The organism is Nonomuraea basaltis, assembly GCF_005893125.1.
GTDB classification, from domain to species: Bacteria; Actinomycetota; Actinomycetes; order Streptosporangiales; family Streptosporangiaceae; genus Nonomuraea; species Nonomuraea basaltis.
The window spans coordinates 1-7,921 of record NZ_VCJS01000371.1 but is presented as its reverse complement, the minus strand read 5'-3'; the positions used below and the strand labels follow the sequence as shown (position 1 = coordinate 7,921).

Annotated in this window: 7 protein-coding genes and 1 pseudogene; 5 read left to right on the top strand and 3 right to left on the bottom strand. The window is 70.2% G+C overall.

What is annotated here, in order from left to right; all coding sequences use genetic code 11:
* From EJK15_RS65655 to EJK15_RS65635, 5 genes and pseudogenes are all read left to right on the top strand, one after another.
* Window positions 1–346, top strand: a pseudogene (locus EJK15_RS65655) (NAD(P)-binding protein); the annotation flags it as partial.
* 271 nt (window positions 347–617) lie between these two features.
* A complete protein-coding gene (locus tag EJK15_RS65650) occupies window positions 618–2,717 on the top strand; it encodes a sensor histidine kinase (RefSeq protein WP_171075357.1) in 2,100 nt (699 codons plus the stop codon).
* 13 nt (window positions 2,718–2,730) lie between these two features.
* Entirely contained in the window at window positions 2,731–3,138 is a 408-nt protein-coding gene (locus EJK15_RS65645) for a roadblock/LC7 domain-containing protein (protein ID WP_138720330.1), read from the top strand.
* Window positions 3,135–3,497: a DUF742 domain-containing protein gene (locus EJK15_RS65640; protein ID WP_138720329.1), complete on the top strand. Its 363-nt coding sequence runs from the start codon at window positions 3,135–3,137 to the stop codon at window positions 3,495–3,497. The genes EJK15_RS65645 and EJK15_RS65640 overlap by 4 nt, the downstream gene beginning before the upstream one ends.
* Window positions 3,478–4,050, top strand: a complete 573-nt coding sequence (locus tag EJK15_RS65635) for a GTP-binding protein (protein ID WP_138720328.1) — start codon at window positions 3,478–3,480, stop codon at window positions 4,048–4,050. Before EJK15_RS65640 ends, EJK15_RS65635 begins: the two co-directional genes overlap by 20 nt.
* A 90-nt stretch (window positions 4,051–4,140) precedes the next feature.
* Here EJK15_RS65635 and EJK15_RS65630 read toward each other — a convergent pair whose 3' ends face one another.
* From EJK15_RS65630 to EJK15_RS65620, 3 genes are all read right to left on the bottom strand, one after another.
* Window positions 4,141–4,515, bottom strand: coding sequence for a DUF742 domain-containing protein (locus EJK15_RS65630; RefSeq protein ID WP_138720327.1), 375 nt, complete (start codon window positions 4,513–4,515; stop codon window positions 4,141–4,143).
* On the bottom strand, window positions 4,512–6,941 hold the full coding sequence (locus tag EJK15_RS65625; RefSeq protein ID WP_171075356.1) for a sensor histidine kinase: 2,430 nt from the start codon (window positions 6,939–6,941) through the stop codon (window positions 4,512–4,514). Before EJK15_RS65625 ends, EJK15_RS65630 begins: the two co-directional genes overlap by 4 nt.
* 151 nt (window positions 6,942–7,092) lie before the next feature.
* On the bottom strand, window positions 7,093–7,863 hold the full coding sequence (locus EJK15_RS65620; RefSeq protein WP_138720325.1) for a DUF998 domain-containing protein: 771 nt from the start codon (window positions 7,861–7,863) through the stop codon (window positions 7,093–7,095).
* Window positions 7,864–7,921 lie beyond the last annotated feature (58 nt).

Genomic DNA, 7,921 nt, shown 5'->3' with positions numbered 1-7,921 from the left:
GGCGGGGGCGGTGGCGGGCCGCCGCGAGCTGATCAAGACGCCCTACGAGCGCCTGGAGCACACGATCCGCGACCAGCTCGCCCGGCTGCTGGGCCCCGGCGGCTTCGACCCGGCCGGGGACATCGAGTCGATCGTGATCAACCGGTGGGGCCACGGTAACGCGCCCGAATACTGCCGGCCGTGGCACGCGTTCTACCCCGACGGCCCGTTCCCCGTGGACGCGGCCCGCCGGCGGTTCGGCAGGATCGCGATCGCGGGCTCGGACTCGGTGCCCGCCGCCCGCGCCGACGCCGCCGTCACCGCCGCCTTCCGGGCAGTGGAGGAGCTGGCGCGTCGAGGCCTGTGAAGAGCGCTGAACTGGGCGGGACTCATCGCGATCTCGCTGGTGGCGCGGACCGGCTGTAGATGATCACCGGTTCAGGTGGTCGCAGACGAGAGATCTTGTCCCAATAATCACGGTAATGAACGTGTTCCTCCCACTGCGCCGGACGCATAAACGATGCTAGTCTCCTGTGCGATCTTCCGGAGGTGTATTTACACAAGGTGTGGAAATGCCCCCGACTCGAGGTTGGGACATGGGCTCGCGAAACCGGTCAATTCGGTTCAAGATCTTTCTATTGCTACTGCTACCCCTCCTGTCTCTGAGCGCGCTCTGGGGTTTCGTCCTCAACCTCACCATGGGCGACGCCCAGTCACTGCTCCGGGCCAACACGTTGTACCGGACCCTCGGCGTCACCTCCACCGACCTGGGCCTGCAACTCCAGGCCGAGCGCGTACGCTCCGCCGAGGCGCTCACAACGCGTGAGCTCACCGAGGCGCTCGGCAGCCAGCGCGCCCGCACCGACCGGTCCGTCGGCGAGTTACGGCAGGCCGTCACGGAGGCCGGTGACGCGATCGGCGAGGACCTGCGCCTCCCCGTCGGCACGCTGACGAGCGCCCTCGACCGGCTCGGCTCGATCAGGGCCGACATCGACAACGGCCTCAGCTCCCGGCTGAACGGGCTGAACGAGTACAACGGGATCCTCGACTCGATCTTCGCGCTCTACGACCATCTGGTCACCGTGTCCGACCTGGCCATCCTCCAGCAGGCCTCCTCGCTGCAGGCCATGGGCATGGCCAGGGAGTACATCGCCAGGGAGCACGCCCTCGTCATCGGGGCGCTGACCGACCGGCGGCTCATCCAGCCGGAGGCGGCGGCCTTCACCGAGTACGCGGCCTCCAGGAAGTTCCTGCACGCGCGCGGGCTCGCGGGGCTCGACGTGCCGCTGCGCAGGCCGTACGAGCAGGTCTTCGCGTCGGCGGCGTTCCAGGAATTCGCCATCATGGAGGCGCGGATCACCAAGACCGGCGCCCCGCCCCCGGACGCCGCCGACTGGAACGAGACGATCGACAAGCTGGCCTCCCAGCTCGACGGGCACGGCCTCACGGCGTCCGAGGAGCTGGCCTCCCGTACGTCCGAGGCCGCCACGTCGACCGTGGTGAAGATCTCGATCGCGGGCGGCGTCGGCTTGATCGCCGTGCTCGCGTCGATCATCATCTCTGTACGCTTCGGTCGTCGCCTGGCCGCGGAGCTCGGCGGGCTGCGCGCGGCCGCGGTCGAGCTGTCCGAGCGGCGGCTGCCCGACCTCGTGGAGCGGCTGCGCAAGGGCGAGGACGTCGACGTGCGGAAGGAGGCCAAGGCGATCAAGGTGAGCGGTTCCGCTGAGATCACCGACGTGGCCAGGGCCTTCGCCTCCGTGCAGCGCACCGCGGTGACGGCGGCGGTCGGCCAGGCCGCGCTGCGGCGCGGGATCGGCCAGGTCTTCCTCAACCTCGCCCGGCGCAAGCAGGGCCTGCTGCACCGCCAGCTCGCGCTGCTGGACGGCATGCAGCGGCGTACGCACGACCCCGACCGGCTGGAGGAGCTCTTCCGCCTGGACCACCTGACCACGCGCATGCGGCGGCACGCCGAGAGCCTGATGGTCCTGTCCGGCTCCGCGCCCGGGCGGGCGTGGCGCAAGCCGGTGCCCGTGATCGACATCGTCCGGGCCGCGGTCGCCGAGGTCGAGGACTACACCCGGGTCACCGTCGAGTCGATGCCGATCAGCGCTTTCGACGGAGGCGCCGCCGCCGACCTCACCCACCTGGTCGCCGAGCTGGTCGAGAACGCCACCATCTACTCGCCGCCGGACACCATGGTCCGGGTGCGCGGCGACCAGGTGAGCAACGGCTACGCCATCGAGATCGAGGACAAGGGTCTGGGCCTGCCGGCCGCCGACTACGCCACGTTCAACAGACTCCTGGCCCACTCGCCGGAGTTCGACCTGGCCGACAGCGACCGGCTCGGCATGTTCGTGGTGGCCACGCTGGCCGAGCGGCACGGGATCAAGGTGCTGCTGCGGCGCTCGCCCTTCGGCGGCACGACGGCCATCGTGCTCGTGCCGCGCGAGCTGGTGACCGAGCAGACGGCGCTGACGGCGGGGGACGGCGGCGAGGAGATGGCCGCGCTGCCGAGCCGTACGAGGAAGAAGGCGCTCGCGGTGGTCACCTCGGGCACCCACGCCGGGCTGCCCAGGCGAGTGCGCCAGGCCAAGCCGGCGCCGCGGCTCAAGGAGGCGTCGCCCGAGCCGCCCAAGGAGCCGGCCGAACGCTCTCCCGACGAGGTACGCGACTTGTTCTCCGCGTTCCAAAGGGGAACCCAACGCGCCCGAGAAGATGCCTCTGAGGAGGGGCCATGACTAAGGGGGATGCATGAGTGTGCCGACCACCAACACCGGTGAGCTGAACTGGTTGCTGGACGACCTGACCTCCAGAGTGGCCGCGGTGCGCCAGGCGGTCATCTTGTCGACCGACGGCCTGGCGATCGGCTACTCCAAGGGGTTGGCCCGGGAGGACGCCGAGCACCTGGCGGCCGTGGCGGCCGGGTTCCAGAGCCTGGCCCGGGGCACCGGGCGTCATTTCGGCGGCGGCGACGTGCGCCAGACCATTGTGGAGATGGAGTCGGCGTTCCTGTTCGTCACCGCGGCGGGCCAGGGCACCTGCCTGGCCGTGATCGCCGATGCGAACGTGGACGTCGGCCACATCGCCTACGAGATGGCGATGCTGGTCAAGCGGGTGGGCCAGCACATCAGCACCAATCCGCGCTCTGGGGCGTCATGAGCGATGGCCCGCAGTGGTTCGATGAGGAGGCCGGGCCCATCGTCCGGCCGTACGCCCTCATCCGTGGTCGCACGCATTCCTCCGGGGACGCGTTCGACCTCGTCGCGACCGTGCGCGCCATCGGCGACCCGCCCGGCGAGCTCGGTCCCGAGCAGCAACTCATTCTGCGGGCGGCTCGCAGTCCGATCTCGGTGGCCGACCTGGCCGTCGAGCTCGACCTGCCCGTCGGCGTCGTCCGGGTGTTGCTCGGCGACATGCGTGACCACCGCCTCATCTCGGTGACGTCGCCCTCGGCCGGAGGGACGCGGCCGAATGAGCGCATTCTCAAGGAAGTGATCAATGGACTCCGTGCTCTCTGAGGACCCCATCGCGTTGAAGATCCTCATCGCCGGGGGGTTCGGCGTCGGGAAGACCACCCTGGTCGGATCGATCAGTGAGATCAAGCCGCTGCGCACGGAGGAGGTGCTCTCCGACCGCGGGATCGGCGTCGACGACATCGACGGCGTGGAGGCCAAGACGACCACGACCGTGGCGATGGACTTCGGGCGCATCACGATCCGCGAGGGGCTCGTGGTCTACCTGTTCGGCACGCCCGGGCAGGAGCGGTTCTGGTTCATGTGGGACGAGCTGTCCCACGGCGCGCTGGGTGCGGTCGTGATCGCCGACACCAGGCGGCTGACCGACTGCTTCCCGTCCGTGGACTACTTCGAGCAGCGCGGCACGCCGTTCGTGGTGGCCGTCAACTGCTTCGACGGCGCCGACCAGCACAGCGTGGACGATGTGCGCATCGCGCTCGACCTGGACGACAACGTCCCGGTGATGCTCTGCGACGTGCGGCGGCGCACGTCGGCCAAGGAGGTCATGATCGCCCTGGTCGAGCACTCCCTGAGAACGCTGGCCTCGGCGAACTGAGGCGCTGCCCCAAGCCCGGCGAACTGACGCGCTGTCGAGCTCGCCGGCTCCAGGCGGAGGGCCTCCGAACCCGCCCCGTCGGCCTGGGCTCTAGAGCGCCCGGAGGCCGTTGATCACCTCTCGGAGCAGGCTCTCCGTCGGCGTGGACGACTTGTCGCGCTGCGCCCGCACCGAGACCAGGCCGTGCTCGAGCAGGTCCCCCAGCAGCACCCGCACCACGCCGACCGGCAGGTTCACCTCCGAGGCGACCTCGGCGACGGGCCTGGCCTGGCTCGACAGGCAGCCGATCACCCTCCGGTGCTGGGCGCTGAGCTCGGCGTTGGCCGGGGCGGGCAACCCCGTCGAGACGATGGTCGCCAGCAGGTCGAGCGCGGAGCTCGCGGACCTGGTGCGACCGCGTGCGACCGCGTACGGCCGCACGACGGGCCCCGCCTCCTCGTCAACCCACTCGTGCTCGCGGCTCACGATTGAGACCCCCCATCCTGGTCGCTGTCCTGCCGCCCGCGCTGCCAGCCGGACTGGAGCGAGGAGAGCAACCTCCGGGCCTCCTCGGGCGAGCGCTCCTCAGCGGCGGGCGGGGTGGGAGGCGCCTCCTTGAGCCGCTGCGGCAGGTTGGTCTGCCGCTGGCGGCGGGGCAGACCCGTCTGCTCTTCAGCGTGCGGGAGGCTCGTCCGCTCTTCAGCGTGCGGCAGGCTCGTCCGCTCTTCCGGGTGCGGCACGCCCGTGGGCCGCTCTCGACGCGGGAGGCCGGCAGGCCGCTCGCGGTGCGGGAGGCCGTTCGGCCCATCGCGCTGCGGCAGGCCGGTCAGCCCCTCGCGCTGCGGCAGGCTCGTCGGCCCCTCGCGCCGCGGCAGGCCCCTGTCCTGCTCCTGCTCTGCGGACTGTGCCTGCTGTGGGAGCTCGGGGCCCGCGCCGCGCTTGCTGGTGCGGACCCGGCGCGGCAGATCACCCGGTCCCGTGGTGTCCGGCCTGACGACCGACACGGAGATGGACTCGAACTCCAGCGGCTGCACCGGGGTCGCCATGGGCTCGACCAGCGGTCCGGGCACGAGCACGATGGCCGTGGTGCCGCCGTACGGGGAGGGTTTGAGCGTCACCTTGATGCCGTGCCTGGTCGCGAGCATGCCGACCACCGCGAACCCGAGCCGCTCGGTCTGGGAGGCGTCGAACTCCGGCGGGCTCGCCAGGCGGTCGTTGATGACCCTGCGGGTGGCCTCGTCCATGCCCAGGCCGCGGTCCTCGATCTCGACGGCGAAGCCCCGGCCGACCATCTCGCCGCGTACCGAGACCTCGTTGCTGGGCGAGGAGAAGACGGCGGCGTTCTCGATCAGCTCGGCGAACAGGTGCATGAGGTCGGCCACCGCGCCGCCGGAGACACCGGACTCGGGCATCGGGTAGACGCGTACCCGGGTGTACTCCTCCACCTGGGCCGCCGCGCCGCTCAGCACGTCCTCGATCGGGATGACGCCGCGCCATCTGCGACCCGCCGCACCGCCCGAGAGCAGCACCAGGCCCTCGGCGTGGCGGCGCATGCGGGTGGTCAGGTGGTCGAGCTTGAACAGGCGCTCCAGCGCCTCCGGCTCCTCCGTCTGGCGCTGCATCTCGTCGAGCAGCTTGAGCTGGCGCTGGAGCAGCGACTGGCTGCGCCTGGCCAGGTTGCGCAGCGCCTCCGACAGGCCCTCGCGCAGCCTCGCCTGCTCGACGGCCGCGTCCACGGCCGTGCTCTGCACGCTGTCGAACGCCGCCGCCAGGTCGCTGACCTCGCTGGTGGCGTTGCGGCCCACCTTGATGGGCGGCGCCTCGGCCTCGATGTCCACGCTCTCGCCCTTGCGCAGCTTCGCCACGACGTCGGGCAGCCTGATCTCGGCCAGGTCCAGCGCGGTACGGCGGAGCGCCACCAGCTCGCGGGTGATCCTGCGGCCGACCCGGATCGAGATGAAGACCGAGAAGACGACCGCGATCAGCCCGAGCGCGCCGGCGACGGCGGCCCGCACCACGATGACCACGCCGGCGGGCTCCATCCTGGCCAGCAGCTTGTCGCCGGTGTCCCAGATGGCCTGCGAGTATTCCTTCTGCACCTGGTCGGCGATGCCCCGCCACAGCTCGATGTCCATCGGCTGGCCGCCGAGGTAGCTCTCCACCAGATTTTCCATGGTGACGTACCTGGGGGAGTAGTACAGCTTCTCGAACGGGGCGCGCAGCTCGGTGTCGAGGTTGGCCAGGGCCTTCGGGAACAGGTGCGTCCTGGAGCCGTCGATGCCGGCCAGCATGTGCATGTCCTGCATGCTCGACCGGCCGTTCGAAGCGATGACCAGGGCGTGCTCGCGGCTCAGCAGCTCGCGTACCTCGTCGGCGGCGATCAGGCCCTGCGCCTGGAGCGCCAGCTCGACGTCGGTGCTCATCGTCAGGCGGGAGTACAGGAGGTGGACCTCGTCGGAGATCTTCGCGTACTCCGAGACGAGGGAACCGGGGGTGAGCCTGCGCTCATCCACCTTCCGCCTGATGTCCGGAAGCCGGTCGGCCGCCGCGAACACGGCCTGGAGCTGGTTCTTCATATCCGTCGTGAGCGCGGACTGCGTGTCCTCGGACAGCGCCTGCTCCGACAGCTTCTTCCTGTTCGCGTCGACCTTGGCCCGCGACTTGGCCAGCGCGTCCGGGTCCGTGATGTTGCCGGCGATCCGCTCGGCCGAGGCCTGCCGCTCGGCCTGGAGGTTGCCGACCATGCCGTCGGCGTTGTTGATGACGCCTGTCCAGATGGTCTCGACCTTGAGCAGGTTGAGCGCCTCTCCCGACGTGGTGCTCGCGGCGAAGCCCCAGAGCGCGATCAGGGAGATCAAGGGGATGACGAGCAGCGTCGAGATCTTGAATCGGATGGATCTGCCCGATGCCATGACACCTGCTCCCGCATAGAAGATCGCGGGAGAGAATAGCATCGAAACACATGGCTTTAAGATCGATTAGCGATAAATCCGTGATATGTCGGGAAATTTCAGCCTTCAGCGCACGTCCCGATCCCCCGCGAACCCGTGCCCCTGACCCGCCTCAAGCCGCAGTCGCAGTCGCAGTCGCAACCTTACCCCTGGCGCCGTCGTGAACCCTGCTCCGAGCCTGGACCGGAACCATGGTCCGAGCCTCGCTGGGAACCGTGGCCGTGCTCTGCCCGCGGCCCCCGGCCGTGTCGGCTACTCGCGCCGCGCTCCGGAGCCAGATGAGCCGCACCAGCCAGGCCGCCAGCACTGCCAGCAACGCCACCTCGGCCCCCAGGAGCAGCCTCTCCACGAGCCCGATCATCACCCGCTCGCCCGGCAACGCGACGTACGTGATCGCCAGCAGCCCGAACCCCCCGGCCAGCGCCACCCACTCCACGGCCCGCGCGACAGGCTTCCAGTCGGCGTTGGAGGCCAGCCTGGGCACCAGCAACGCCCCGGCGGCCGGAAGGCTCACGAACGCCGCCACGGACACGTACCGGTGGATCTGGGCCGCCAGGTCGAGGTTCGCGCCGATCGGTGTGGTCGGGATGACCGCGGCCACCACCAGCGCCCCCGACCACACCATCAGCAACCGCTCCGGCAGCCCGCGCACCGGCGCCCCCGCCGACCGCAGCCCCGCCAGCAACGCCAGCGACCCGATCCCGAGCACCGCCATCGCGATCTCCGTGACGCCCCCACGGTCGGACACGGCGTACTCACTCACGGTCACGTTCATGGGGTCCAGGTAGGGGTCGGGGTCGAGCTGCCCGACCACCACCGCGACCACCGCGAACAGGATCGAGCCACAGGCGATCAAGGGGTAAAGCCTCTTTGCTGCGGTCATGGGGCCAACTCTCCCGCCGCACGCCCATTCCCCACATCCGGCCCCACCCCCGAGGCAT